The sequence below is a fragment of the Amycolatopsis sp. NPDC049688 genome, assembly GCF_040674975.1.
Lineage (GTDB): Bacteria > Actinomycetota > Actinomycetes > Mycobacteriales > Pseudonocardiaceae > Amycolatopsis.
Genome location: NZ_JBFANY010000024.1, coordinates 25,736 through 50,304, shown reverse-complemented (window position 1 = coordinate 50,304; position 24,569 = coordinate 25,736). Strand labels below are relative to the sequence as shown.

The 24,569-nt window shown below is 71.7% G+C and carries 22 protein-coding genes and 2 pseudogenes; 7 read left to right on the top strand and 17 right to left on the bottom strand.

Annotated features, from left to right (window positions below; translation table 11 throughout):
- Nucleotides 1–28 precede the first annotated feature (28 nt).
- The gene (locus tag AB0J55_RS42695; protein ID WP_364262805.1) at nucleotides 29–574 is read left to right on the top strand and encodes a DinB family protein; all 546 of its coding nucleotides are present in this window, start codon (nucleotides 29–31) and stop codon (nucleotides 572–574) included.
- Here the strand turns inward: AB0J55_RS42695 and AB0J55_RS42690 are convergent.
- A complete protein-coding gene (locus tag AB0J55_RS42690; RefSeq protein ID WP_364262802.1) occupies nucleotides 542–1,114 on the bottom strand; it encodes a rhomboid family intramembrane serine protease in 573 nt (190 codons plus the stop codon). The two genes, AB0J55_RS42695 and AB0J55_RS42690, sit on opposite strands and share 33 nt — an antisense overlap.
- A gap of 75 nt (nucleotides 1,115–1,189) precedes the next feature.
- On the opposite strand from AB0J55_RS42690, the gene AB0J55_RS42685 reads away from it, so the two are divergent.
- Both AB0J55_RS42685 and AB0J55_RS42680 read left to right on the top strand, forming a co-directional pair.
- Nucleotides 1,190–2,224, top strand: a complete 1,035-nt coding sequence (locus AB0J55_RS42685) for a zinc-dependent alcohol dehydrogenase family protein (RefSeq protein ID WP_364262799.1) — start codon at nucleotides 1,190–1,192, stop codon at nucleotides 2,222–2,224.
- Nucleotides 2,225–2,279: 55 nt separating this feature from the next.
- Nucleotides 2,280–3,725 (top strand): aldehyde dehydrogenase family protein, encoded by a 1,446-nt coding sequence (locus AB0J55_RS42680; protein ID WP_364262796.1) that lies wholly within the window; start codon nucleotides 2,280–2,282, stop codon nucleotides 3,723–3,725.
- Here the strand turns inward: AB0J55_RS42680 and AB0J55_RS42675 are convergent.
- From AB0J55_RS42675 to AB0J55_RS42665, 3 genes are all read right to left on the bottom strand, one after another.
- Nucleotides 3,722–5,224, bottom strand: coding sequence for an FAD-dependent oxidoreductase (locus AB0J55_RS42675; RefSeq protein WP_364262793.1), 1,503 nt, complete (start codon nucleotides 5,222–5,224; stop codon nucleotides 3,722–3,724). The genes AB0J55_RS42680 and AB0J55_RS42675 overlap by 4 nt on opposite strands.
- Nucleotides 5,225–5,296: 72 nt before the next feature.
- Entirely contained in the window at nucleotides 5,297–6,004 is a 708-nt protein-coding gene (locus AB0J55_RS42670) for a maleylpyruvate isomerase family mycothiol-dependent enzyme (RefSeq protein WP_364262790.1), read from the bottom strand.
- Nucleotides 6,005–6,014: 10 nt separating this feature from the next.
- The gene (locus AB0J55_RS42665; protein ID WP_364262787.1) at nucleotides 6,015–7,727 is read right to left on the bottom strand and encodes a GMC family oxidoreductase; all 1,713 of its coding nucleotides are present in this window, start codon (nucleotides 7,725–7,727) and stop codon (nucleotides 6,015–6,017) included.
- Between the two features lie 154 nt (nucleotides 7,728–7,881).
- Between AB0J55_RS42665 and AB0J55_RS42660 the strand changes: the two genes are divergently transcribed.
- Complete coding sequence (locus AB0J55_RS42660) at nucleotides 7,882–8,076, top strand: DUF397 domain-containing protein (RefSeq protein ID WP_364262784.1); 195 nt, start codon at nucleotides 7,882–7,884, stop codon at nucleotides 8,074–8,076.
- Here the strand turns inward: AB0J55_RS42660 and AB0J55_RS42655 are convergent.
- From AB0J55_RS42655 to guaB, 3 genes are all read right to left on the bottom strand, one after another.
- Nucleotides 8,060–9,193, bottom strand: a complete 1,134-nt coding sequence (locus AB0J55_RS42655) for a GuaB3 family IMP dehydrogenase-related protein (protein ID WP_364262781.1) — start codon at nucleotides 9,191–9,193, stop codon at nucleotides 8,060–8,062. The two genes, AB0J55_RS42660 and AB0J55_RS42655, sit on opposite strands and share 17 nt — an antisense overlap.
- Nucleotides 9,194–9,270: 77 nt before the next feature.
- A complete protein-coding gene (locus AB0J55_RS42650) occupies nucleotides 9,271–9,780 on the bottom strand; it encodes a hypothetical protein (protein ID WP_364262778.1) in 510 nt (169 codons plus the stop codon).
- 144 nt (nucleotides 9,781–9,924) lie between these two features.
- Nucleotides 9,925–11,436 (bottom strand): IMP dehydrogenase, encoded by a 1,512-nt coding sequence (guaB, locus tag AB0J55_RS42645; protein WP_364262775.1) that lies wholly within the window; start codon nucleotides 11,434–11,436, stop codon nucleotides 9,925–9,927.
- Between the two features lie 147 nt (nucleotides 11,437–11,583).
- Between guaB and AB0J55_RS42640 the strand changes: the two genes are divergently transcribed.
- The gene (locus AB0J55_RS42640; RefSeq protein ID WP_364262982.1) at nucleotides 11,584–11,979 is read left to right on the top strand and encodes a DUF5319 domain-containing protein; all 396 of its coding nucleotides are present in this window, start codon (nucleotides 11,584–11,586) and stop codon (nucleotides 11,977–11,979) included.
- A 174-nt stretch (nucleotides 11,980–12,153) separates the two neighbouring features.
- On the opposite strand, the gene AB0J55_RS42635 is transcribed toward AB0J55_RS42640, so the two are convergent.
- From AB0J55_RS42635 to AB0J55_RS42610, 6 genes and pseudogenes are all read right to left on the bottom strand, one after another.
- Nucleotides 12,154–13,089, bottom strand: coding sequence for an anti-sigma-D factor RsdA (locus tag AB0J55_RS42635; protein ID WP_364262772.1), 936 nt, complete (start codon nucleotides 13,087–13,089; stop codon nucleotides 12,154–12,156).
- Nucleotides 13,090–13,662: a sigma-70 family RNA polymerase sigma factor gene (locus AB0J55_RS42630; protein WP_026468912.1), complete on the bottom strand. Its 573-nt coding sequence runs from the start codon at nucleotides 13,660–13,662 to the stop codon at nucleotides 13,090–13,092.
- 384 nt (nucleotides 13,663–14,046) lie between these two features.
- Nucleotides 14,047–14,643: a response regulator transcription factor gene (locus AB0J55_RS42625; RefSeq protein ID WP_003073605.1), complete on the bottom strand. Its 597-nt coding sequence runs from the start codon at nucleotides 14,641–14,643 to the stop codon at nucleotides 14,047–14,049.
- 131 nt (nucleotides 14,644–14,774) lie between these two features.
- Nucleotides 14,775–15,329, bottom strand: a pseudogene (locus AB0J55_RS42620) (hypothetical protein); the annotation flags it as partial.
- Between the two features lie 492 nt (nucleotides 15,330–15,821).
- A pseudogene (locus AB0J55_RS42615) lies at nucleotides 15,822–16,097 on the bottom strand (hypothetical protein); the annotation flags it as partial.
- A 42-nt stretch (nucleotides 16,098–16,139) separates the two neighbouring features.
- Nucleotides 16,140–17,084, bottom strand: coding sequence for a MerR family transcriptional regulator (locus AB0J55_RS42610; protein WP_364262769.1), 945 nt, complete (start codon nucleotides 17,082–17,084; stop codon nucleotides 16,140–16,142).
- 209 nt (nucleotides 17,085–17,293) lie between these two features.
- Here AB0J55_RS42610 and AB0J55_RS42605 point away from each other — a divergent pair, with 209 nt between their 5' ends.
- Nucleotides 17,294–17,596 carry a WhiB family transcriptional regulator gene (locus tag AB0J55_RS42605; protein WP_033261506.1) on the top strand — a complete coding sequence of 101 codons (303 nt, stop codon included), beginning with the start codon at nucleotides 17,294–17,296 and terminating at the stop codon, nucleotides 17,594–17,596.
- A gap of 148 nt (nucleotides 17,597–17,744) precedes the next feature.
- Here AB0J55_RS42605 and groL read toward each other — a convergent pair whose 3' ends face one another.
- The gene (gene groL / locus AB0J55_RS42600; RefSeq protein ID WP_364262766.1) at nucleotides 17,745–19,358 is read right to left on the bottom strand and encodes a chaperonin GroEL; all 1,614 of its coding nucleotides are present in this window, start codon (nucleotides 19,356–19,358) and stop codon (nucleotides 17,745–17,747) included.
- Between the two features lie 98 nt (nucleotides 19,359–19,456).
- Nucleotides 19,457–19,750, bottom strand: a complete 294-nt coding sequence (groES, locus tag AB0J55_RS42595) for a co-chaperone GroES (RefSeq protein WP_004559922.1) — start codon at nucleotides 19,748–19,750, stop codon at nucleotides 19,457–19,459.
- Nucleotides 19,751–20,632: 882 nt separating this feature from the next.
- Between groES and AB0J55_RS42590 the strand changes: the two genes are divergently transcribed.
- On the top strand, nucleotides 20,633–22,498 hold the full coding sequence (locus AB0J55_RS42590; protein ID WP_364262763.1) for an N-acetylmuramoyl-L-alanine amidase: 1,866 nt from the start codon (nucleotides 20,633–20,635) through the stop codon (nucleotides 22,496–22,498).
- Nucleotides 22,499–22,514: 16 nt separating this feature from the next.
- Here the strand turns inward: AB0J55_RS42590 and AB0J55_RS42585 are convergent, their stop codons facing one another.
- Both AB0J55_RS42585 and xrtP read right to left on the bottom strand, forming a co-directional pair.
- Nucleotides 22,515–23,891 (bottom strand): glycosyltransferase family 2 protein, encoded by a 1,377-nt coding sequence (locus AB0J55_RS42585; RefSeq protein ID WP_364262760.1) that lies wholly within the window; start codon nucleotides 23,889–23,891, stop codon nucleotides 22,515–22,517.
- A complete protein-coding gene (xrtP, locus tag AB0J55_RS42580; protein ID WP_364262979.1) occupies nucleotides 23,888–24,397 on the bottom strand; it encodes an exosortase P in 510 nt (169 codons plus the stop codon). The genes AB0J55_RS42585 and xrtP overlap by 4 nt, the downstream gene beginning before the upstream one ends.
- Between the last annotated feature and the right edge of the window lie 172 nt (nucleotides 24,398–24,569).

The window sequence follows — 24,569 nt, the reverse complement described above, 5'->3', positions numbered from 1 at the left end:
GTCCTCGATCGGGCCTACGGTGCCCGGTATGGCTGTGAACTGGACCAAGGAACTGACCGACCAGCTCGCCTTCCACTGGGAGGTGCACACGCGCCCGAAGCTCGAGGGCCTCACCGACGACGAGTACTTCTGGGAGCCGGTTCCGAACTGCTGGACCGTGCGGCCGCGCAAGTCGGACGACGAGCCCGGCACCGGCCCGTTCACCATCGACTTCGCCTTCCCGGAGCCGACGCCACCGCCGGTCACGACGATCGCCTGGCGGCTCGGCCACCTCCTGGTCGGCGTGCTGGGCGCGCGGATCGGGTCGCACTTCGGCGGCGCGCCGATCGGCTACGACAGCTACCCGTACCCCGGGACGGCCGCCGAAGCGCTTTCGGAGCTCGACAAGCTGTACGCGCAGTGGGTCGCCGGCGTGCAGTCCCTCGACGAGGAGGCGCTGGAACGGCCGTGCGGCCCGGCGGAAGGCCCGTACGCGAAGTACCCGATGGCGACGCTGGTGCTGCACATCAACCGGGAGATGATCCACCACTGCGCCGAGGTGCTACTGCTGCGCGACCTGTACCGGAGCCGGTAGCAGCAGGAAGCCCAGCGCCACGCCGAGCAGGGCGGGCAGGCCGTGGTTGTCGTGCGCGATCGTGTCCACCACCGCCAGCACCGGCACCGCGAAGGCCATGACCCGGAATTGCACGGGCAGCACCACGCCGTAGCGGCGCGAAGCCACCATGCCCACGGCCGCGAGGGCGCCGATCAAGCCGGCCGTGCACATCGAGTTGCCCGCGCCGACGGGGTTGAGCCAGACATAGCTGGCGAACTGGCCGAACAGGCCGCAGCCGAAGTACAGGACGAGCCAGCGGACGCGGCCGAACACGCGCTCGGCGAGCGTGCCGAACACCGCCAGCCAGACCAGGTTGAAAACCAGCCCGAACGCCCGGCCGTCCTGGAAGAACATGCCCGTGACCAGGCGGTACCACTCGCCGGCGTCGATGCGGGCGGCATTGCGGTCCATGGCGTCGTAGAGCGGCGGGTGGACCAGCTGCGCGATCCCGCAGGCGAGCGTCACCGCGAAGACGGCGGCGGTCAGGTACGGGCGGCGAAGTGCGGTGCCAGGGATCATGGACGAAAATCTAGGCGCGTCACCGTGGCCGCACCCCTTCCGTTTGTCACGTTCCACCCAGGGAAAGGCACCTGCATGCGAGCGACAGTCATCTACGGCGCCGGCGACGTGCGGGTGGAAACCGTCCCGGACCCGAAGCTGGTGGAGCCGACCGACGTCATCCTGCGGGTGGTGCGGTCCTGCATCTGCGGCAGCGACCTCTGGCCGTACGCCGACATGGCGCCGAGCGAGCACGGCCGCCGGATCGGGCACGAGTTCCTCGGGATCGTCGAGGAGACCGGCGCGGACGTCACCACGGTCACCAAGGGCGACCTCGTCATCGCGCCCTTCGTCTACTCCGACAACACCTGCCAGTTCTGCCGGGAGGGCTTGCAGACGTCGTGCGTGCACGGCGGGTTCTGGGGTGCGAAGGGCGTCGACGGCGGCCAGGGCGAGGCGGTCCGCGTGCCGCAGGCCGACGGCACCCTGGTCAAGGTGCCGCACACCGAGGACGACGACCTGCTGGCGTCGCTGCTCACGCTGTCGGACGTCTTCCCTACCGGCCACCACGCCGCCACCAAGGCACGCGTGAGCGCCGGCCAGAACGTCACGGTGATCGGCGACGGCGCGGTCGGCCTCTCCGCTGTCCTCGCCGCCAAGCGCCTCGGCGCCGAGCGGATCGTCCTGATGGGACGCCACCGGGCGCGGACCGACCTCGGCCGCGAGTTCGGCGCGACCGACGTCGTGGCCGAGCGCGGCGAGGAAGGCGTCGAGAAGGTGCGTGAGCTGACGAACGGCGAGGGCACGCACGCCGTCCTCGAGTGCGTCGGCACGAAGCCCGCCTTCGAGATGGCCGTCGGGGTCGTGCGCCCGGGCGGGGCGGTCAGCCGGGTCGGCGTCCCGCAGTACGAGGAGGGCCCGATCGGACCGGCGCTGTTCCGGCGCAACATCACCGTCACCGGCGGGGTCGCCCCGGCCCGGCACTACATCCCCGAGCTGCTCCCGGACGTCCTCGACGGCAAGTACCGGCCGGGTCGCGTCTTCGACCGGACCATCGACGTCGAAGGCGTGCCGGACGGCTACCGCGCGATGGCGGACCGCGAAGCGCTGAAGGTGCTCATCAAGCCGTGACCCGTCCGGGTGGGGGTCACTCGTTCGCGCCCCCGCCCGCATTACGTTGGTACGCATGGACATGATCACCCCCGAGCCGCGCCCCGCCTGGATCGCCGGCCGCCCCGAAGCGGGCGCCACCACCCTCGTCGTGCACCACCCGTACGACGGCAGCGAGGTCGCCACGGTCGCCGTGCCGGGGCCGGACCAGGTCGAACGCGCGGTCGCCGCCGCGGCCTCGGTCGCCAAGGAGTTCCGGCGCACCCCCGCGCACCTGCGGGCGGGCGCGCTCGACCACGTCTCCCGCGTGCTCGCCGCGCGCGCCGAGGAGATCGCCGAGGTGATCACCGCCGAAAACGGCAAACCGCTCAAGTGGGCCGAGGCCGAGGTCAAGCGGGCGGTGTCGGTGTTCAGGATCGCCGCCGAGGAGGCCCGCCGCTTCACCGGCGAAATCCAGCGCCTCGACACCGACCCCGCGGGCGAGGCGCGGCTGGCCTTGACCCGCCGCGTTCCGCGCGGGCCGGTGCTCGGCATCGCGCCGTTCAACTTCCCGCTCAACCTCGTCGCGCACAAGGTGGCGCCGTCGCTGGCGATCGGCGCGCCGATCATCGTCAAGCCCGCGCCGCGGACGCCGTTGTCGGCGCTCATCCTCGGCGAGATCCTGGCCGAGACGGACCTGCCGGAAGGCGCGTTTTCCGTGCTGCCGCTGGGAAACGAGGAGACGCAGGCGCTCGTGGCGGACCCGCGGCTGCCCGTCGTGTCGTTCACCGGCTCCGGCCCGGTCGGCTGGTCGCTCAAGGACGCCGCGCCGCGTAAGCACGTCGTGCTCGAGCTCGGCGGCAACGCGGCAGCCGTCGTGCTGCGTGACTGGCCCGACCCCGAAGGCGCCGCGCACCGGATCGCCACCTTCGGCAACTACCAGGCGGGCCAGTCCTGCATCGCGGTGCAGCGGGTGATCGTGGACGCCGCGGTGGCCGAGGAGTTCGTGCCCGCGCTGGTGGAAGCCGTCGAGGCACAGCGGACCGGCGATCCGTACGACCGCAACACCGACGTCGGCCCGGTGGTCGACGAGGCCGCGGCCGAACGGATCGTCGCGTGGATCGACGAAGCCGTCGAGGCGGGCGCGAAGGTGCTCACCGGCGGCACCCGCGACGGCGCGACCGTCGCCCCGACGCTGCTCACCGACGTCCCGACGGACACCAAGGCCTGGAACGAGGAAATCTTCGGGCCGGTGCTCGCGGTGTCCGTTGTGGACGGTGTGGACGACGCTTTCCGCGCGGTCAACGAATCCGCGTACGGCCTGCAGGCGGGTGTCTTCACCACCGACGTCCAGCTGGCGTTCCACGCGTCGGCCGAGCTGGAGGTCGGCGGCGTGATCATCGGCGACGTCCCGTCCTACCGCGCCGACCAGATGCCCTACGGCGGCGTCAAGGGATCCGGCGTCGGCCGCGAGGGCGTGCTCGCCGCGATGCACGACCTGACCGAAGAGCGCGTCACGGTCTTCACGGGCATCGACCTCTAGCTGACGACGCCCTGCCCGAACCGGAACACGTTCTGCGGGTCGTACTTCTTCGAGACGTCCACGAGGCGTTTCGCGTTGTCGCCGTAGTAGGCGGTCTTCCAGTCGGGCAGGGCCGGGTCGATGTAGTTGACGTAGCCGCCGCCCGCGCCCGCCGCGGCGAGGCCGGCGACGACCTCGCCGACCGACTGCGCGACCTTCGTCCGGGTCTTCGCCGTCGCGGGCGCGTAGACCTGCACGCTGGCCAGCGCGTCGCGGTGCCAGAACGCGGTGGCGTCCTTGGCCGGGCCGGCGACCGCGCCGCCGAGGCCGTCGATGAGCAGGTCCGTGCCCGCCCGGCCGTCGGCGGCCGCGACGAGCTTCGCGGCGTCGACCGGCGTGGTGATGATCCGCGACGACGCGACGAACGACTGGCGGTTCGAGCTGCCCTCGAAGTACTTCATGGCGCCCAGGTAGTCGAGGCTCTTCACGACCCGCTGCGTCGGCCGCGCGCCGGCGTTGGTGGTCAGGTTGTTCAGCAGCGTGTTCAGCCCCGCGGCACCGCCGACGTAGCAGCCGCCGACGCGGCACTGGACCGGCGACCCGCCCGAGAGCACCAGGTTCGCCCACAGCTCCGGCGGCATCGCGGCGATCCACTGCTGCCACGCGGCGAGCACGCCCGCGGCGGACCCGGGCGGGAAGCGCAGCGAGAACACCGTGAGGTCCGGCGCCGGGTCGGTGTCGAAGGTGAACTCGGTGACGATGCCGAAGTTGCCGCCGCCCCCGCCGCGCAGGGCCCAGAACAGGTCCGGTTCGGAGTCCGCGGACGCGGTGAGCGCCCGGCCGTCGGCCGTGACGACCTGCGCGGAGCTCAGGTGGTCGCAGGTCAGGCCGTACTTGCGGGCGAGCACGCCGATGCCGCCGCCGAGGGTGAGCCCGGCGATCCCGACCGTCGGGCAGGACCCGGCGGGCAGCGCGCGCCCGGCCTGCGCCAGCGCGGCGTAGACGGCCCCGAGTTTCGCGCCGGCGCCGATCACGGCCTTGCCGCCCTGGACGTCGATCTTGTTCAGGCCGGCCACGTCGACGACCAGGCCGCCCTCGGGCACCGAGTAGCCGGCGTAGCTGTGGCCGCCGCTGCGTGCGGCGATGGTCACGCGCCCGGCGGCGGCGCGCAGGCAGGTCTGGACGTCCTCGACGGTCGACACGGTCGCGACGGCGACCGGGTTGTTGCCGTCGAACAGCTGGTTGAACCCGCGCTTGGCGGTCGCGTACCCCTCGGCGCCCGGGCGCACCAGGCCACCGGTCAGCTGGCTGCGCAGGTCGTCCCAGTTCGGCGGCCCGGTCGGCAGCCTGCTGGCCGGCGGAACGGACGACGTGACCGCCGGAGCGGTCGAGGCGACCGGCGCCGAAGGCGTGTCCGGCCCGCACGCGGCGACGACGGCGCCGGCCGCGGAGACGCCCGCGATCCGCAGGAACGCCCTCCGCGGGACGCCGGGCCGCCCCTGGTCGTGCTCACTGTCCACAGCGGACTCCTCGGTGCCGGGAACGCCCAGTGTAGAGCGGCCGCGAGGCGTTCACCGGGCGGAGCGGACCGGTCACGCCCAGGCCGGGAGCGGCGGCGTGTCACCGTCGAGGGCGGCGCCGTCGGAGCGCCCGCTGAGCCAGGCCAGCAGCGCCCCGGCCGACCCGCGCACGGTGGTCTTCGGGGCGGCGCCCATCGTCCACTCGAAGCCGTCGGCGACCAGCCGCAGGGCGGGCAGGTGGGCCCCGCGCGAGGTGACGGCGTGCTGGACGACGTCCTCGGTGAGGGGTCCGAGCAGCGCGAGCACGCGGTCGAGGTCGTAACCGCGGTCGAGGTCGGCGAGGTGGATGGCCAGTTCGGACAGCCGCATCCGCGCGACGACGGCGCCGGTGACGGGCTGCCCCTGCCGGTTGCGGGCCTCCCGCGCCCAGGCGTCGCCGGGCATCGCGGCGGCGTACTGCTCGAACCGCCCGGCGGAGGCGACGAAGTCGGCGAGCAGGTCACCGGCGGCGTGCTGCGAGCTGGTTTCGATGTCGCGTTCGCGGGCCTCGGCGCTGGGGTACATCGGGGTCTCGACCCCGGTGTTCGCCCAGGTCAGCAGGTTGCGAAGGCCATCGGCGTTGCGGGCGACGTGCGCGAGCACGTGGGCGCGCGACCACCCCGGCAACGCGCTGGGCGCGCGCAGTTCGGGTTCGCCGAGGCCGCCGATGGCCCGCGCCCATTCGTCGTCGAGCTTCCTGACCCCGTCGAGCAGGGCGTGTGCCTTGTCGGATGCCGTCACGGCCCCGAGTCTAGGAGGATCGGCGCAACGCGGCGGGTGCTTCCGCCGGGACGGCCGGGTTCTTCGGCGCGATCGGCTCCAGCCGCACGTACCCCGCGTCCTGCGGCGGCCGCTGGTCCTCCTCGCCCTTGTTCGGCCAGAACGAGAACGCGCGCTCGGCCTGGGCTGTGATCGTCAGGGACGGGTTCACGCCCAGGTTGGCCGTGATCGCCGCGCCGTCCACCACCGACAGGCCCGGGTAGCCGAACACGCGGTGGTACGGGTCGATCACGCCCTCCTCCGCCGTGGCGCCGATCGGGACGCCGCCGATGAAGTGGGCCGTCAGCGGGATGTCGAAGATCTCGCCCCAGGTGCCGCCCGCGATGCCGCCGATGCGCTCGGCCGTCCGCTCGTTCGCCTCGTGGCCCGCCGGGATGAAGCTCGGGTTCGGCTCGCCGTGGCCCTGCTTGGACGTGTACTTGCGCCGCCCGAAAAGGCCCCGGCGGGTGTAGGTGGTGATCGAGTTGTCCAGGCTCTGCATCACCAGCAGGATCACCGTGCGCTCGGACCACCGGTAGCCGTTGAGCAGCTTCGCCGCCTGCACCGGGTGCTTGACCATGAAAGTGACGGCCTGCCGCCACCGCGGCACCGGCGAAGCGCCGTCCGTCGCGATCGTCTGCAGCAGGCTCATCGCGTTGCTGCCCTTGCCGTAGCGGACCGGCTCGATGTGGGTGTTCTCGTCCGGGTGGATCGACGAGGTGATCGCGACCCCGCGGCTGAAGTTCCGGCTCTCGTCGACGTCGGTCCGGGCCGCGCCGATGATCGCCTCGGAGTTCGTCCGGGTCAGCTCGCCGAGCCGGCGCGAAAGCCGCGGCAGCGTGCCGGTGTCCTTCATCTTGTGCAGCAGGTTCTGCGTGCCCCAGGTCCCCGCGGCGAAGACGACCTTCCCGGCCGTGATCGTCGTCCGGAACTTCTTCGAGGTCGTCCCGGTCTTCTTCACCGAGACCTCGTAGCCGCCGTCGATCGGCCGCACCGACGTCACCGTGGTCAGCGGGATGACCTTCGCGCCGTCCTGCTCCGCGAGGTACAGGTAGTTCTTGACCAGGGTGTTCTTCGCGCCCACCCGGCAGCCGGTCATGCACGAGCCGCACTCGGTGCAGCCGGTGCGCTCGGGGCCGGCGCCGCCGAAGTACGGATCCTTCGCCTTCTCCCCCGGCTTGCCGAAGTAGACGCCGACGGGCGTCGGGTGGAACGAATCGGCGACGCCCATGTCCTTCGCGACGTCACGCATCACGACGTCCGACGGCGTCATGGTCGGGTTCGTGACCACGCCCAGCATCCGGCTCGCCTGGTCGTAGTGCGGCGCGAGCTCGGCCTCCCAGTCGGTGATGTGCGCCCACTGCCGGTCCCGGTAGAACGGCTTCAGCGGGCGGTACAGCGTGTTCGCGTAGACGAGCGAACCGCCGCCGACACCGGCGCCCGCCAGCACCATCACGTCGTTGAGCATGTGGATCCGCTGGATGCCGTAGCAGCCGACCTGCGGCGCCCACAGGTAGCGCTTGAGGTCCCACGACGTCTTCGCGAACTCGTCGTCGGCGAACCGCCGCCCGGCCTCGATGACGGCTACCCGGTAGCCCTTCTCGGTGAGCCGCAGCGCCGCGACGCTGCCGCCGAACCCCGACCCCACCACGACGACGTCGTAGTCGGGGCCACCCGCACTGGTGGTGGTGTTACTGGCAGTCACACCTGGAGCGTAACTCCGGGTCCGCGTTCTGACCAGAGGTAAGTTACCGGCCAGTTACGCTTGTCCGATGACAACTGTGGGTACCTTCGAAGGTGCTCGATGTCCACGCCGGCGATGCACCGCCGAGCGGGACACCATTCCCAGGAGGCACCAGATGAGCCCACGAACGCTCACCGGGTGGCGCAAGTCGAGCCACAGCCACTTCGAGGAGAACGCCTGCGTCGAGATCGGCACCGCACCTGGCGTCGTCGGGGTCAGGGACACCAAGCAGGCGGTACCCCGCCAGGTGCTCGTCTACTCCGCCGACGCCTTCGCAGCGTTCCTCGCGCGGCTCACCGGCGAACGGTGAGCCCGACCCGCTGGAACTCCTTGAGGTCCGAGTAGCCCGTCTTCGCCATCGCCCGGCGAAGCGCCCCGAAGAGGTTCACGACGCCTTCCGCGTCGGACGACGGCCCGAACAGCAGGGTCTTGAGGTCGACGGCGTAGTCCGGCCCGGCCGCCACGCGCGAGCGCGGCAGCGACGGGTGCGCGGCCGCCGCCGTCCAGTAGAGGCCCTGCCCGGGCGCGTCCGACGCGGCGGCCAGCGGGGAGCCGAGCATGACGGCGTCCGCACCGCAGGCGATGGCCTTGGCGATGTCACCCGAGACCGTCATGCCGCCGTCGGCGAGCACGTGGACGTACCGGCCGCCGGTCTCGTCGAGGTAGTCGCGGCGGGCGGCCGCGGCGTCGATGATGGCCGTGGCCATCGGGACGCCGATGCCGAGCACGCGGTCGGTGCTGGTCACGCCCGGGGTGTAGCCGTGGCCGACGATGACACCGGCCGCACCGGTGCGCATGAGGTGCATCGCGGTGCGGTAGTCGCTGACACCGCCGGCGATCACCGGGACGTCGAGGCGGCCGATGAACTCCTTGAGGTTCAGCGGCTCGGCGTCGCGCTGGACGTGCTCGGCCGAGATGATCGTGCCCTGCACGACGAGAATCTCGACGCCGGCCGCGATCAGGTCCGGGGTCAGCTCGGCGGCGTGCTGCGGGCTGACGCGCGCGGCCACCGTGACCCCGGATTCGCGGACCGTCTTGATGGCCTCGGTCAGCAGGTCGAGCCGGATCGGCGCGCTGTGCAGCTCCTGCAGCACGCGGCCGACCGCGGTCGGGTCCTCGAGGTCCTCGGCCGCCCGGACGAGCTGGAAGATGGCGTCTTCGACGTTCGCGTGCCGCGCCCAGAGCCCTTCGGCGTTGAGGACGCCCAGGCCGCCGAGCTCGCCGACGGCGACCGCGGTGCCGGGCGAGACGATCGCGTCGGTCGGGTGCGTGACGAGCGGCAGGTCGAACCGGTAGGCGTCGATCTGCCAGGCGGTGGACACCACCGAGGACGACCGGGTCCGCCGCGACGGCACGATCTCGACGTCGTCGAGGTCATACGCCCGCCGCGCGGTGCGGCCCATCCCGATCTCGACCAGGTCCCGCACGTGAAGCCTCCTCCGCCGACGACAATCTGCCGTGCCCCATTGTCGCTAGGCCGCGTGGGTGACGCGCGCACGGGGGTCTACACGCGCACGAACACCGCGACCGGCGCCAGCAGCGCGCCCAGCGCCAGGGCCAGCCAGGTCGCCACCGGCGGGTACACGTTCAGCCGGACCGCGCCGAAGTACACCGCGCCCAGGGCGAGCAGGGCTGCCGTGATCAGCAGGACCGGGCGCACCACGCCGGAGCGCAGGTCGACCACGCCCCCGCCGGCGCGCAGGTAGGCGATGCTGCCGTCCGCCGTCGAGACGTCGAGCGTCACCGGCTGGCCCGCCGGCAGGTCCAGGCCGGGGTCCACCGCGGTGACGCGGTACTGCCGGCCGCCGGCGTCGACCGCGATGGTGTGGCTCACCGCGTCCTCGTTGCCGCCGACCGGGAGCGCGCCGCGCTCGTGGGACGTCACATGGCCCTCGACGCGGTACGTCGGCGCGTCGCGCCCGGCCAGTACCTGGCACATCAGGCAGACCACGCCGCCGAGGAACAGGGACACCAGGGCGACGGCCGTGAAGAACACCCTGCGCAGGACCGTCATGTGTCCTAGTGCACACCACGACCGCCACGCAACGCGATAGGCCGATTACCGTAAGCACGCTAGGTCACCGTGACTCAGCGAGAAGCCCGCACTTCGGACGGGTTCGAAGTGCGGGCCACGCTGCGGGCCGTAGCGGAAAAGGACTCAGCGAGTGGTGTAGTTCGGCGCCTCGACGGTCATCGTGATGTCGTGCGGGTGGCTCTCCTTGAGCCCGGCCGCGGTGATCCGGACGAGCTGCGCCTCCTGCAGCTGCGCGATCGTCTCGGCACCGGCGTAACCCATACCGGCGCGCAGGCCGCCCACCAGCTGGTGCACCACGTTGGCGAGCGGGCCGCGGAACGGGATCCGGCCCTCGATGCCCTCCGGGACCAGCTTGTCCTCGTTGAGCACGTCGTCCTGGGCGTAGCGGTCCTTCGAGTACGACTTGCCCTGGCCGCGGGACTGCATCGCGCCCAGCGAGCCCATGCCGCGGTAGACCTTGAACTGCTTGCCGTTGACCAGGATCAGGTCACCCGGCGACTCGGCCGTACCGGCGAGCAGGCTGCCCAGCATCACCGTGGACGCGCCGGCCGCGATGGCCTTGGCGATGTCGCCCGAGTACTGGATGCCGCCGTCGCCGATCACCGGGATGCCGGCCGGCCGCGCGGCCTGGTCGGCCTCGTAGATCGCCGAGATCTGCGGCACGCCGACGCCCGCGACGATCCGGGTGGTGCAGATGGAGCCCGGGCCGACGCCGACCTTGATGCCGTCCGCGCCCGCGTCGACCAGCGCCTGCGCGCCGGCCCGGGTCGCGACGTTGCCGCCGACGATGTCGACCGAGTCGCCCAGCTCCTTCTTCAGCAGCGCGACCGTCTCGACGACCGCGCGGGAGTGCCCGTGGGCGGTGTCGACCATCAGCACGTCGACGCCCGCGTCGGCCAGCGCCATCGCGCGCTGGTGGCCGTCCGGGCCGACGCCGACCGCGGCGCCGACGATGAGCCGGCCGTCCGGGTCCTTCGTCGCCTTCGGGTACTGCTCGGTCTTGACGAAGTCCTTGACCGTGATCAGGCCGCGGAGCTTGCCCGCGCCGTCGACGATCGGCAGCTTCTCGATCTTGTGCCGGCGCAGCAGGCCGAGCGCGGCGTCGGCCGAGACGCCGACCTGCGCGGTGACCAGCGGCGGCTTCGTCATGACTTCGGACACCGGGCGGCTGTGGTCCACCTCGAACCGCATGTCGCGGTTGGTGATGATGCCCACCAGCGTGCCGGCGGCGTCGGTGACCGGCACGCCGGAGATGCGGAACTTGGCGCACAGCGCGTCGACCTCGGCCAGGGTCGCGTCCGGCGAGCAGGTGACCGGGTCGGTGACCATGCCGGCTTCGGAGCGCTTGACGACCTCGACCGCGGCGGCCTGCTCGTCGATCGGCAGGTTGCGCTGGAGGACGCCGATGCCGCCCTGGCGGGCCATCGCGATGGCCATCCGGGCCTCGGTGACGGTGTCCATCGCCGCGGACACCAGCGGGACGCCGAGGGTGATGTTCCGGGTCAGCCGGGAGCTCGTGTCGACGGCGCTGGGGACGACGTCCGATTCGGCCGGCAGCAGCAGCACGTCGTCGAAGGTCAGGCCGAGCATGGCGAACTTGGCCGGAACGGGGGCGGTGGTGCCGTCGCTGGTCATAGCGGGTGAAGGGCCTTCCTGGCGCGGGATGAGCGTGTCGCGGCGTTTGTTCAAGATCAACTGGCGACTCGGAGCCTTCCCCTCATGATATCCGCCGCGTGCCGCCCGCCCCGGGCGGTGGGCGGGCCGGCGGGGCCGCCCGGTACCGTGCAGGCCGTGGCGCACGATGTCCTGCCTCCAGACCCGTTCGCGGACGACCCGGACGACCCGGCCCGCGCTTTCGGAGACCCCGAGGACCGGCTGGACGAGCCGATCAGCGACTCCGAACGCACCGAACTGCTGGCCGATCTTTCGGATCTGGCCGTTTACCAGGCGCTGCTCGAACCCCGCGGGGTCCGCGGGATCGTCGTCGACTGCGGCGAGTGCGACGAACCGCACTACCACGACTGGCACCTGCTGCGGGCCAGCCTCGAGCAGCTGCTGTCCGACGGGCGCATGCGCCCGCACGAGCCGGCCTACGACCCGAACCCCGGCGACTACGTCAGCTGGGACTACTGCCGCGGCTTCGCCGACGGCGTGACGGCCAACGAGAGCGCCTACTGAGCGCTGAGAGCACGAAAGAGCCCTGGTGAGTTTGCTCACCAGGGCTTTTTTCGTGGGTTCGGCTGCGGGGACGGCTCGGCGCCTGAGCGGTGGATCGTCGGCAGGCCCGTGATGCCCCGCGGCGCTCGCGCCCCTTGCGGCCCGGCAGCTCGTGCTGCCGGGCCAGGACTACTGCTACGGCGTCTCGCTCACACCTTGCGGCGCACCGCCCGCGGACTCGCTGCGCGGCGTGCCCGGCTCATTTCCCGTCGCGCCGGTCGTGGTCGGCGGCGGCGGGGTGGTCGTGGGCGGCGGGGTTGTGGTCGGTGGCGGAGGCGTCGGCGTCGGCGTCGCGCTGCCCGGGAGGCTCGTCGTGCCGCTGCCGCTGCCCGGCAGCGACGAGGCCGATCCGGCCGGCGGGGCCTGGCTCGTCGGCGCGCCCGGCGAAACCGGCGGCACGGAGGTCTGGATCGGGCCCTGTACCGGCGCGTCGGGGTTCTGGAGCTGGGCGGCGAGCTGCCGGTGCTGCTCCATCAGCTGGTCGCGGTTCTCCTCGTCGGTGACCTGCGACAGGGCGGCCTGGGCGTCCTGGAGGGCCTGGCGGGCGGCGTCGAGGTTGCCGCCGGCGATGGCGAGGTTGGCCTTCTCGAGGTCGAGCTTGGCCGTCGCGGCCGCCTCGACCGAGCGGGTGTGGTCGGAGTACAGGACCTTGGCGAGGCCCCACAGCGTGTCGCCGGGTTGCGCGGAGCGCGCGGCCAGCCCGGTGCCGGTGAACGCGATCGCCAGCACGGCGGCGGCGACGGCGACCGGGACGAGCAGCCTGCGGCGGCGTCCGCCCGAGGCGTGCCGCTTCGCCAGAGCGGCGGTGCTGACGGTGCGCACGGCGGTGTCGACGTCGACGAGCTCGGCCAAGGGCTCGCTGTCGATGTCTCTTCGCCACGCCACCAGCAACGCATTGAGCTCCTGGTCGCCGAGACCGTCGGCCAGCGCCGGGTCGGACCCGCCGAGCGCATCGAGCAGCGCGTCGTCGGCTTGCACGGCCGACAGGTCGGCGGCGAACTCCGCCTCCGACGCCGTCAGGCCACTGCCGAAGACGTCATCCGGCTCGAATCTCTTCTCGTGACCGGTCACTCAGATCACCTCCTCCGCGGCCAGGACCTTTCTCAGCCGCGCGAGGGCGCGGTGCTGGGCGACGCGGACGGCGCCGGGGGTGGAGCCCACCGCATCCGCGGTCTCCTCCGCCGACAGGCCGACGACCACGCGCAGCACCACGATCTCCCGCTGCTTGTCCGGCAGCACCTGCAACAACTGGGACATCCGCTCGTTCAGCTCACCTTGCAGCGCCCGCTGCTCGGGACCGACCCCGCCCTCGACCTCGTCGGGGATCTCGGCCACCGGCTCGGCCCGGTTGCGCGCTGCCGCGCGATGCGCGTCAGCCACCTTGTGCTGCGCGATCCCGTAGACGAACGCCAGGAAAGGGCGGCCTTGGTCACGGTACGAAGGCAATGCCGTTAGCACCGCGAGACACACCTCCTGCGCAACGTCGTCTGCCGAAGCGAACGATCGCTCCTGCCTGCCAACCCGGGCGCGGCAATACCGCACTACCAGTGGACGGATAGCAGCCAGCAGCCGCTCCACTGCCTGGGGATCTCCCTCGACAGCAGCGGCGACCGGCTCATCCAGTCCATCCCCCACATTGGCCATCGCAGACAACAGTCCCAGTGTTACGTGTAGGTGGGCAAAGAACCCGGCCCGTGGTCGCCTCCACCGCGCACCGGTGACCGCTACCGTACCTGCGGCCCGGTGCGGTGCGACGCGCACGGTGCTCCCCGGCGCGCCGCGGCCTCCGTAGCCGCGGAAATACGGATTGTCGTGCAGACCCGCGGTCGGCATCGTCGATTCAACGAGTGAACGGCGTCACGGGTACGAGAACCGTCGGAGGGACGGCGCCGGGCGGCGAACGGCCGCGGGGCTGCCCTTACGGGCGCCGGTTTGTGATGGGGACCACGCAGGTACGGGCCAGGGCGGAGTGCCCTGGCCCGTCGTCACCTGTGAACCGGCCGTGTCAGGAACGGGGAGAGCAGCAGGTCAGCTGACCAGGCCGCGGCGGAAGCCGTGGGCAACGGCCTGCGCGCGGTCGCGCACGCCGAGCTTGCGGAACAGCCGCCGGGCGTGGGTCTTGACCGTGTCCTCGGACAGGTAGAGCTCGCGGCCGATCTGGCCGTTGCTCTTGCCCTGGCTCATCCCGCGGAGCACCTGAAGCTCGCGCTCGGTCAGCTGGACGCCCGGGTCGGACGGCTGACGGGGCGCGGGCACCGAGGTGCTCGCCAGGGTGTGGGCCAGCGCGGCGACCAGCTCCGGCCGGGACGCGTCCCAGCGGAGGTAGCCGCGGGCACCGCCGGCGATCGCGGCGGCGATGCTGCCCGCGTCGTCCGGGGCGCCGAAGACGATGACGTTCGCCTGGGGGTTGGCCGAGACGAGCCGCCGGGTGGCTTCGACACCCGTCGGGACCGCGCGCTGCGTCCCGACCAGCACGACGTCGACGGGCTGACGGGAGTACCGGGCCAGCAGCTCGTCACCGTGCGCTACGCAGTCGATGCGACTGACCCCAGGGACCGCGGACATCACTCGGGTGAGCCCTTCACGGACACTGCGTCGGTCATCGCAGATCAAGACCGTCGTCACGGGGTTTCCTTCCTGCAGCCGGGTGACATTCCTCTTCCCCTATCGGACGCTTTAGCCCGAACCTTGACACGATCCGGTGGCTTTTTTTGAAACTTCTTAGCCCGGATGCCGGAACACCCCATTCCGACGGCTCAACCACCCGGGACGGGGACCCATGGTGATTCCCCCGCAACCCTCCTCCCGCAAGGATCTGCGCTTCGTAACACTGCGTGCAACACCTGCGCCACTCTGAATCGATACTCCTCGGCGTGTCCTGGGCGCAGGTCGGCCGCGACGAGCGCCGCCGGCCACGAAAGTGAAAGGAGTTCGCATTCCTCCGCGGCCGCCATTGCATTTCCGACAAGGTCGTCCGAAATCTCCCGGTGATCGGGAGCCCCGGCCGCGCTCAGGGCCACGGCCAGCACAATCCCGGATTTCACGGTGTGCCGCCGCGCGCCCCGCGCTCGCGCGGTTTCGAAAGCGCGCTGGGCGTGCGGCACGGCATCGGCGCCCTGACCTGCGGCGAGGGCGATTTCGGCGCCGACCCAGCCACCGCGGACGGTGGCCCGCCACCCGCCGTCCTCGGCTTCCGCCCGGTCGGCGAGCCGGCGCGCGGCGGTGAGACGGCCGAGGGCGAGGTTGTCGGCGGCGAGGCCGAGGAGGGCGTCGGCGCGGGCGCCGGGGGCGTCGAGGCCGTCGGGGTCGCGGGCGGCGGGGTTGGTCCCGGCGCGGGCACCGGCGTTGCGGCCGGCGGGGTCGGTCTGAGCGCGGGTACCGGCGGCGGGTTCTCGGTTGGCAGCTCCGGCGCTGGAGCGGGGCTCGCGCCCGGCTGCGGCGTTGGCACCGGGGTCGCGGCCGATCGCGGCTCCAGTCCCGCTGCCGTCGGCGAGGTCGCGGTCGGCAGCTCCGGTAGCGGCGCGGGCACCGGGGTCGCGGCCGAGCACGGCTCCGGTTCCACCGCGGCCGGCGGGGTCGCCGGGACCGGCTGCGGCGTGCGCATCGAAGTCGCGGCCGACGGCTCTGGCTCCGGAGCGGGCGCCGGGCTTGCCCCCGGCGGCGCGGGCACCGGACTCGCCGCCGATCACGGCTCCGGTCCCACCGCGGGCCGCGGGGTCGCCGGGGCCGGGTGCCGCGTGCGCCCCGGGGTCGCGGCCGGCCACTCCAGCCCCGGCAGGAGCGGTTCCCAGGTCGGCGACTTTCGCGAAGGCCTCCCCGTCGAGCGCCCGCGCCCGCCGATGGCCGCCCAGCTGCCGGCGGTGTGAGGCGAGCGTGCTGGCCGCGAGCGAGGCCAGCACCGGGTCGCTCCCCTGCCGGAGGCGGTCGAGGAGCGTCGCCGCGGCGGCGTACCGGCCCTGGGCGCCCAGCACGATCGCCGCGAGGAGGCGCTCCCGCGGGCTGCCGGACCCGCGCGCGACGGCGGGGTCGGGCAGCGGGTCGCTCCCGAACGCGGCGGCCCTCAGGGCGGGTTCGTGCACCCGTCCTTTCTAGCGGTTCACACCGACAAAAACATGATCGAACTACCGCCGCGCGCCCACCAGCACGTGTTCGATGCGGTCCGCCGCCGATGGGAGGTCCGTCAGGAGCTCCACCTTGTCCGGCAGCCCCGCCGGGTCCCAGCCCGGGCCGCAGGCGAACAGGCGGCTGCGCTGGCGCCCGCGGGACACCCTCGCGAACAGCCGGGTGTCGGCGACCCCGCGTCCGTGCGCCCACAGCACCACCGCCGCCGGTGCGCTGCGGCGGACCGCGACCGCCAGGACCTCGGCCGGCAGCGGGACCCCGAACAGCTGCGCGCCGATCCGGCGGCCCGCCAGCGATGCCGCCAGCGCGTACATCGGCATCGAGTCGCGCTCGTCCGGGACGCAGCCCAGCAGCACCGGGCGGGTGTTGCGCGGCTCGTCCAGCACCGGGGTCGCCCGGACCAGCGCCGCGAACACGCACTCGGCGAGCAGGTACTCGACCTCCGCTCCCGCGCTCGCCCCGCGCCAGCGCGCGCCGAGGGCCGACAGCACCGGCTCGATCACGCCGGCCCACGCCGGGAGGACGCCGAGCTCGGCGATCGTGTCCGCCAGCATCCGCTGGACCGCGCCGACGTCCATGGCCAGCGCCGCCGTGCTCAGGCGGCGGGCCAGGCGGGACCGGACCTCGATGCCGTCGTCGGCTTCCGAAGCCGCGGGCGGTTCGCCGGGCTCGTCCGGCTGGGGCGGCCCCGAGCGCGGCATCTGCTCCAGGGCGTACCGCGCCGCCTCCGCCGTCGACGCGCCGCTCAGCAGCGCGCGCTGCATCAGTTCGAGACGGCCGATGTCGGAGCTGCCGTAGCGGCGGTGGCGGCCGTCGGTGTGCCGGCTGGGGCCCAGTCCGTAGCGGCGGTCCCAGGTTCGGAGGGTGGACGGCGCGACCCCGAGCCGGCGGGCGACCGAGGCCACCGGCAGGGTGGGTTCTTCGGTGCCCGACCCAGCTCCCACGAGCCTCAATATCCAGGCAGCCAGCGGAGTCGGCAACCGGAGCCGAAAGCCCTGCTCACACATCCGGGGGATGCCTAACGGCTGAATCGAACCGAATCGCTTGAACAACTATTGGCGCGCTTCTAACGTTACCGCCGTTGCACCGAATGGAGTAGCGGCACCACAGCAGAGCAGCTAGCGGCATCGACCGAATGACGGAGGCGGTCAGGATGGCAGACACGCGCAGGCTCCCAGGACCCAACGCCGACATGTGGGACTGGCAGCTCGAGGGGTCGTGCCGGGGGATGGACAGCGCGTCCTTCTTTCACCCGGACGGCGAGCGGGGCCCGGCGCGGGCACGACGGGAGGCCAGAGCGAAAGCCGTCTGCCTGAGCTGCCCGGTCCTGGAGATGTGCCGCAGCCACGCGCTGGCGGTGCACGAGCCGTACGGCATCTGGGGCGGCCTCTCGGAGTCCGAGCGGGAGCACATCATCAAGTCGGACAAACGCGCGCTCAGCATGTCGGGCGGCTGAGCGCACCACGGACATCGGAGGGCGGCACCGGGTGGGGTGCCGCCCTCCGTGCCGTTCCAGGGGCGCTTTGACGTGAAAGCGCCCGCGGGGCGAGACGAGAACGGGGCGGCACCCCAGGTGGAGTGCCGCCCCGTTTTCGGGTATCGCGTCAGTGCGAGTGGCCGTGGCCCGCCGCGGCGGGCTCTTCCTCGGCCGGCTTCTCGACGACCGACGACTCCGTCGTCAGCACGAGACGCGCGATCGAGGCGGCGTTCGCCACCGCGGACCGGGTCACCTTGACCGGGTCGACGATGCCGGCCGCCAGCAGGTCGGTCAGCTCGCCGGTGGCCGCGTTGAAGCCCTGGCCCCAGCCCTGCTCCTGCACCTTGTTGACGATGACCGCGCCCTCGTGGCCCGCGTTCGTCGCGATCCAGAACAGCGGCGCCGTCAGCGCGTCCTTCACGATCCGGACACCGGTCGCCTCGTCGCCCTCCAGGCCCAGGCCGCCCTCGAGCTCCTTGACCGCGTGGACCAGCGCCGAACCGCCGCCGGGCAGGATGCCCTCCTCGACGGCCGCCTTGGTCGATGCCACGGCGTCCTCGATGCGGTGCTTGCGCTCGTTCAGCTCGGTCTCGGTGGCCGCGCCGACCTTGATGACCGCCACGCCGCCGCCGAGCTTCGCGAGCCGCTCCTGCAGCTTCTCGCGGTCCCAGTCGGAGTCGGTGGTCTCGATCTCCTTGCGGATCTGCGCGACCCGCCCGGCGATGGCGTCCTTGGCGCCGGCACCGTCGACGATCGTGGTGTCGTCCTTGGTGACGACGATGCGGCGGGCCTTGCCCAGCGCGCCGAGGTCGACGTCGGACAGCTTGCGGCCGATCTCCGCGGAGATCACCTCGCCGCCGGTGACGACCGCGAGGTCGTCCAGGAACGCCTTGCGGCGGTCGCCGAAGAACGGCGCCTTGACCGCGACGGCGGTGATCGTCTTGCGCAGCGAGTTCACCACGAGGGTGGACAGCGCCTCGCCGTCGACGTCCTCGGCGATGATCAGCAGCGGCTTCTTGGCCTCGACGACCTTCTCCAGCACCGGCAGCAGGTCGGCCAGCGCCGAGATCTTCTCGCGGTGCAGCAGGACGTAGGCGTCCTCGAGGATCGCCTTCTGCTCCTCCGGGTTGGTCGCGAAGTGCGCCGAGAGGAAGCCCTTGTCGAACTGGACGCCCTCGGTGATCACCAGCTCGGTCGCCAGGGTCGACGACTCCTCGATGGTGATGACGCCGTCCTCGCCGACCTTCTCGACGGCTTCGCCGAGCAGGGCGCCGATGTTGGCGTCACGGGAGGTCACGGTGCCGACCTGGGCGATGTTCTCGCGGCCCTTGACCGGGGTGGCCTTGGCCTTGAGGACCTCGATGACCTTCTCCGCGGCGGCCTCGATGCCGCGGCCGATCGAGGTCGGGTTCGCGCCGGCCGCGACGTTGCGCAGGCCGACCTTCACCAGAGACTGCGCGAGCACGGTCGCGGTCGTGGTGCCGTCACCGGCGACGTCGTTGGTCTTGGTGGCGACGCTCTTGGCGAGCTGCGCGCCGAGGTTCTCGAACGGGTCGTCGAGCTCGATCTCACGGGCGACGGTCACGCCGTCGAGGGTGATGGTCGGCCCGCCGAACTTCTTGTCGAGCACGACGTGGCGACCACGCGGGCCGAGGGTGACCTTGACGGCGTCGGCGAGCTTGTTCACCCCGCGCTCCAGCGCGCGACGAGCGTCCTCGTCGAAACTGATCTGCTTGGGCATAGCGGTTTCCGCTTACCTTTCGGTGGGTCTGGAACGCAAGAACGCCCCGTCCCCCGGCGTTGTGCGGGGCCCGGGGCGTCATGCGCTGCGAGCGGACGTCAGTTGATGACGGCCAGCACGTCGCGGGCGGACAGGATGAGGTAGTCCTCGCCGTTGTACTTGACCTCGGTGCCGCCGTACTTGGAGTAGATGACGACGTCGCCGACGTTCACGTCCAGCGGGACGCGGTTGCCCTTGTCGTCGATCCGGCCCGGGCCCACGGCCAGAACCTTGCCCTCCTGGGGCTTCTCCTTGGCGGTGTCGGGGATGACGAGGCCGGAAGCGGTCGTCTCCTCGGCCTCACTCGTCTGGACAACGATCTTGTCCTCGAGCGGCTTGATGTTCACGCTCACCGGGTTGACCTCCACGGTCGTCGAAAGCGTTGGCAGGATGTGGTTACGGCTCTACCACCCCCGCCGTCGCGGGTGCCGGGGCTGTCGGGCCGTGCGATTAGCACTCTATCCACGTGAGTGCCAGCTTCGCAAGGAGGGTCCACCCGACGTGGGACAGCCGCCCTGACCGGCCTGTTTGCCTGCCTCGGTTCCCCCCGAAGGTCCCGCTTGATGACGGCGGCCCGTTCCGGGAAACTGACAGGGCGATAGATGGTTAGGTCTTGTGCGGTCCCCTGGGACCAATAGGCCCGCGGCTTGGTGGCCGCATCCGGCCGGGGGAGGCACTTGACGTGACGATCTCCCGCATTGCCGGCCAGCCTGCGGCCCCCGGTGAAGTGCACTAGCCGGGGGCTGTGGCTTGCCGGCAGGGGGCATCGTCCCGGACAGGCACACACCGGCGGCCCCACCAGCCGAGCAACTCGGCCACCCGCCCCGCCCGGCTGAGCCACCCGGCCCGAGCACCCCAGCCACCACCCACACCGCCCGGCTGAGCCGCACCCGCGAAAGCAACCCGACCCCCGCCCTACACCTCCCCCGCCCCTCGTCCCAGCCGCAGTCAGCACCGGAGGGCCGGGGTCAAGGGTGAGCGAAGCTCATCGCGAAGCGACGCCGAAGGCGCCCTTGAGGCCGGCTCTCCGGTGTTGAACAATCAAAGGACGAGGAGCGGGGGACCCCCACCCACCGGCAGCCGAAGCGGAGCCGGGCACACCACCCACCGGCAGCCAACGCGAAGCGAAGCCCCCCATGCGGCCAACCCACGGCGGGAACTCCCGAACGAGCCCTTACCCCCAGCATGAGTTTCTGGTTAGGTTCTCACCTCTGGCACCTGCACCCTGGGGGTTCATGCCCATGCCCGTCCCGAGAACAGCGGCCGTAGCGGCCACCGTCGCCCTCCTCACCGGCCTGGCCGTCACACCGGCCCAAGCCGACCCCTCCTCCCAGCGCCAACGCGACTTCACCGCCGCCGCGAAGGAGTTCAACGTCCCCGAGAACGTCCTCCTCGGCGTCTCCTACCTCGAGTCCCGCTGGGACGCCAACGCCGGCACGCCCAGCACGTCCGCCGGCTACGGCCCGATGCACCTCACCGACCTGCGCGAAGCCGGCGTCGCGGGCACCCACCACGACGAAGGCACCGAAGACCCGCGCGGCGACGACGCCCGCCCGGCCCGGCACCCGCAGGCCGGCCCCGCCGCCCCGCCGCCCGCGCTGCAGACCGTCGACGAGGCCGCGCAGCTGCTGCACACCGATGCGGGAACGCTGCGCGCCGACCCCACCCAGAACATCCGCGGCGGCGCCGCCCTGCTCGCGAAGTACAACACCGACGGCAACTGGTACACCGCCGTCGCGAAGTACAGCGGGTCCACCGGTGACGCCGCGCAGACCTTCGCCGACGAGGTCTTCGACACCATCAAGACCGGCACAGCGAGGACCACCGACGACGGCCAGCAGGTCACCCTGAAGGCCACGCCGGACCTCACCGTCCCGCAGCACGCCGAGACCACGCCGGCGAACGTCGAGTGCCCGCGCCGGGTCACCTGCGAGTCCGTCCCCGCTCCCTACCAGGAGCTGCCGAACGACGACTACGGCAACCACGACCTCGCGAACCGGCCCGAGAGCCAGAAGATCGACCACATCGTCATCCACGACACCGAGGGCTACTGGGCCAACGTCCTGGACCTCGCCCAGGACCCGACGTACGTCAGCTGGCACTACACGATCCGCTCCAACGACGGCCTGATCGCGCAGCACGTGCCGACCAAGGACGTCGCCTGGCACGCCGGCAACTGGTACGTCAACGCGAAGTCGGTCGGCATCGAGCACGAGGGCTTCGCCGCGAAGGGCACCTGGTACACCGAGGCCATGTACCGCTCGAGCGCGAAGCTCGTCGGCTACCTCGCGCGCAAGTACGGCATCCCGCTCGACCGCGCGCACATCATCGGCCACGACAACGTGCCGGGCACGACGCCGGCGACGATCGCGGGCATGCACTGGGACCCGGGCCCCTACTGGGACTGGTCGCACTACTTCGACCTGCTGGGCGCGCCGCTCGGCGGGTTCGGCCTGCCCGGCTCGTCGCTGGTCACCATCGATCCCGACTTCGCGAAGAACCAGCCCGCGTTCACCGGCTGCGACAGCCCCGGGACGCCGTGCACGCCGCGGGGCTCGGAAGCCGTCGTGCTGCACTCGGAGCCCAGTGAGACGTCGCCGCTGCTGGTCGACATCGGCCTGCACCCGAAGGGCACGGCGTCCACGATGGACGTCGCCGACGTCGGCAGCCGCGTCGCGACCGGGCAGCAGTACTCGGTCGCCGAAGTCCGGGGCGACTGGACGGCGATCTGGTACCTCGGGCAGAAGGGCTGGTTCCACAACCCGCGCAACGCCCGGGTCGCGAAGCCCGCGATCGGCTGGGTCGTGACGCCGAAGCCCGGCCTCGCGTCCGTGCCGGTGTACGGCCGCGCCTACCCCGAGCCGGAGGCGTACCCGGCGGGCGTGACCGTGCAGGCCATCACGCCGCTGCCCTACACGCTGGCCGCCGGCCAGAAGTACTCCTCGGGCGGGACGGTCGGCTCCGAGTACTACTGGGCGACCACGTTCGACCCGGCGAACCACGTGGTGGTGAAGGGCAAGCTGAAGTACGTCCAGATCCAGTTCGGGCACCGGATCGCCTTCGTCAAGGCGGACGACGTCCGGTTCCTCCCCGCGTTCTGACCGGCCGGGGTGGAGGTCACGCGTCGAGCGCGACCTTCACCCCGCTCGCCTGTTCGGTGTTGCGCCGCGTTTTCGCCCAGCCGTTGCGCCCGCGGACCAGCCGGAACAGCGCGCGCCACGACGTCACGTAGAACGTGTAGATGTAGGCCGCATACGCCAGGCCCATGCCCAGCCCGCGCAGGATGTTCTTGCTGCGCAGGCACTTCAGCTGGTAGATCGGGCCCCAGACGAGGAACGGCAGGAGCCCGAACGAGCCGTAGATGGCGAACAGGATCCAGGCACCGCCGGTGAACCACGTCCACATCCGCGCCGGGTCGCCCGCGGTGCCGAGCACCAGCAGCACGAACGGGATCGGGTAGAGCAGCGAACCCAGCAGCTGCAGCCACGGCTGGGCCAGGTAGTACATCATCTCCGCCGCGCCGAGCGTGCTGACGTGCGGCGAGTCCCAGATCCGCCGCAGGTACCGGGCGCACTGCATGGTGCCCTGGCCCCACCGCGTGCGCTGCACGAGGAACCGCCGCAGGCTGTACAAACCTTCCTGCGACACGTGGGAATCCGGGGTGAACCCGGTCCGCCAGCCCGCCGTGAGCAGGTGGACGCCGAGTTCGAAGTCCTCCAGCAGCGAGCCGCGCCACGGCTGCTCGTCCTCGCCCGCGATCGAGTCCAGCGCGGTGAGGCGGGTGAACTGGCCGTTGCCGCCCATCGAAATCGTGCCGGTGAACCCGCGGGACGTCTGGATCGCCGCGATCGCCGTCCGGAACTCCAGGTCCTGCAGCTGAGCGAGTTTCAGGCCGAACCAGCGGCCGAGCGGGTTGCGGCTCGGCGGCGGCGTGCCGGCGTTGCCCATCCACACGTCGAGCTGGACCGCGCCGACCTCCGGGTCGCCGAAGAGGTGGTCCGCCGCGCAGACCGCCAGGCAGTTCGGCGCCGGCCGGCCGTCGGCGTCGACGACCACCACGACGACGTCGTCGCGGCTCGCGTCCGGGCCCATCCAGTCGTTCAGGGCGCGGTACGCCGCGTTCAGCGCGTCCCCCTTGCCGGTCCGGGCTTCCGGGCGCACGCGCGGCACGAGGTGCAGGTACGGGTCGTAGCCGCCATGCCGCCGCCACAGCATCCGGACCACGCGGGCGGTGCGGTCCTCCGAGTCGTCGTCGACGACCCAGACGTGCGCCCGGCGGAACGTCGTGCGCAGGTAGCGGATCGTCTCGCGGATGACCGTCTGCTCGTCGCGGCACGGCACGAAGAAGTGCCAGGTGAAGCCGGCCGGATCGCCGACCGGGCCGGGCTTGCGGCGCAGGTACGGCACCACGATCACCACGACGTAGACGAGGAACGCCACGCTCATGGTCAGCGCGAACGCCTGCGTGATCGCCAGCAGGACCTTGACGCTCATGCCTTCTTCTTCCGCGTGGCGAGCCAAACGAACAGGACGATCGAGACCGCGCCGCCGAACACGCTGACCATCGAGCCGAGCAGCGTGTGGCCCCAGTAGTAGCCCTCGTCGGTGCCGAACCCGTACACGAGCCCGACGATCGTCAGAATGCGCACCTGATTCACCAATACGACGACGAGCGCCGAAATGCCGAGCGAAAAGAAGAGCCGCCGCGCATTCGAAGGCCGGAAGTAGAGCATGACCATCGTCACAACGAGCAGCGGGAGCAAAAGGAACGCCGAAGAACATTCCGGCGTCATTCTCAACCCGAACGGAGTAGCACTGGTCAACCCAAAGTAAACGGACTCCCGATCGGGTGCCACATAAACACCCGATGTAGTGAACAGATCGAGGATCGCGCCGGCGAGCCGCACTTCCAGCTCGCGATAGAGCCGCTCGGCCAGCACCACCACGACTCCCGCGGCGGCGAGCACGCTCAACGCTGCGACCAGCGGAAACCTTGCCATTCCTGAGTTCGGAGCGCTCGCTACCGCCACGACGTTCCTCTCGGTGCCGATTTTCCGACCAAGTTGCGGGGCACGGGCGAGCGTAGAACACCTGCGCCGGGCGTTTCCACTCGGAGGGGTGGAAACGTGGCCCCAATCGGCTGGATCTTCCCGGAACTTGTTACGCCATCCG